This is a genomic window from Streptomyces sp. NRRL S-87 (assembly GCF_000719335.1).
Taxonomy (GTDB): domain Bacteria; phylum Actinomycetota; class Actinomycetes; order Streptomycetales; family Streptomycetaceae; genus Streptomyces.
Map to the genome: position 1 here is coordinate 1 of NZ_JOGB01000227.1, position 472 is coordinate 472.

At 75.0% G+C, this 472-nt stretch carries 1 pseudogene; it reads left to right on the plus strand.

From position 1 onward, the window contains the following. Positions 1–472: pseudogene (locus tag IF43_RS41955) on the plus strand (beta-ketoacyl synthase N-terminal-like domain-containing protein); the annotation flags it as partial.

Genomic DNA, 472 nt, shown 5'->3' on the forward strand with positions numbered 1-472 from the left:
ACGTGCTGAAGGCGGAGACGGGTCTGCGCCTGCCCCCGACGTTGATCTTCGACTACCCGACTCCGGTCGCCCTGGCCCGCCACCTCCTCGCCGAGCTCGGCGTGGCCGGGGCGCCGGGGGAGTCCGGGAGCCAGGCGGGAGCGGAACCGGGTGCGCGGACGCCGGTGCGGACCTCCGCGGAGTCCGGCGACGATCCGATCGTGATCGTCGGCATGGGCTGCCGCTTCCCGGGGGGCGTCCGCACCCCGGAGGACCTGTGGCAGCTCGTCGCCGCGGGCGGCGACGGGCCCTCGCCATGGACCCGCAGCAGCGCCTGCTGCTGGAGACCTCGTGGGAGGCCTTCGAGATCGCCTCCGGCCGCGTCTCGTACGCCTTCGGGCTGGAGGGCCCGGCGGTGACGGTGGACACGGCGTGCTCGTCGTCGCTGGTCGCGCTGCACTGGGCGATCCAGGCGCTGCGCAACGGCGAGTGC